This is a genomic window from Acetobacter zythi, from assembly GCF_963921165.1.
Classification (GTDB): domain Bacteria; phylum Pseudomonadota; class Alphaproteobacteria; order Acetobacterales; family Acetobacteraceae; genus Acetobacter.
This window is the reverse complement of sequence record NZ_CAWUEO010000033.1, coordinates 1-875: the sequence shown is the minus strand read 5'-3', so window position 1 is coordinate 875 and position 875 is coordinate 1. Positions and strand designations below refer to the sequence as shown.

1 protein-coding gene is annotated in these 875 nt (G+C 61.8%); it reads right to left on the bottom strand.

Annotated elements, in window-relative coordinates:
• Positions 1-25 precede the first annotated feature (25 nt).
• Positions 26-875, bottom strand: an 850-nt coding sequence (gene tnpC, locus AABE20_RS10270) for an IS66 family transposase (RefSeq protein ID WP_338332975.1), incomplete at its 5' end; no start/stop codon positions are given.

Genomic DNA, 875 nt, shown 5'->3' with positions numbered 1-875 from the left:
CATCCGGCGAGAGACGCGGGCGTATTCAGGCGGCGATGGTATTGTGGACCTGCTGGTGGGCTTTCCAGTGCCAGGGCAGGAGTTCATGGAGGCGTGGATTGGGAATGTCATTGATCCGTGCCAGGACATCAGCGAGCCATGCATGGGGATCGACATCGTTCAGGCGCGCGGTGACGATCAGGGAATACATGGCGGCGGCGCGCTCTCCGCCACGATCGGACCCGGCGAACAACCAGGCTTTCCTGCCCAGGGCGATGCCGCGCAGGGCGCGTTCTGCTGCATTGTTTGAGAGGCAGATCCGGCCGTCAGTGAGGAATCGTGTGAATGTATCGGCACGTCTGAGAAAATAGTTCATGGCGTGGGCAACGGGATTTTTTGTCGACATGCGCCGGCAACACTCCCGCATCCAGTCGAACAGATCGTCGACCAGAGGGGCTATGTCTGTTTGACGGACTGCCAGCCGATGTTCTGGGGGCGTACCGTTGATGGTGCGCTCGGCCTGGAATATGGCGTCGATCCTGCCTACTGCCTCTATGGCGAGGGGCGCCTTGTCCCTCTCGGCGATTTTGAACAGCCCTCTGCGTCCGTGGGCCCAGCATCCGGCGGAGACAACCGGCGCGGGTTGGCGTCCCGGTTTCGCCAGAGTATTATAACCCGCATAGGCGTCTGACTGCAGAATGCCGGTCCAGCCGGTGAGATGGTCCGTGGGATGTTCGCCCTTGCGGTCCCGGGAATACCGGAACCAGACGGCTGGCGGTGCTGGCCCACCAAATGGACCATCATCACGCACATAATTCCACAATCGTCCGGTGACTGTCCGGCCTTTCGCCAGAACCGGCACGGTGGTGTCGTCCGCGTGCAGGCGTTGTGCCGCC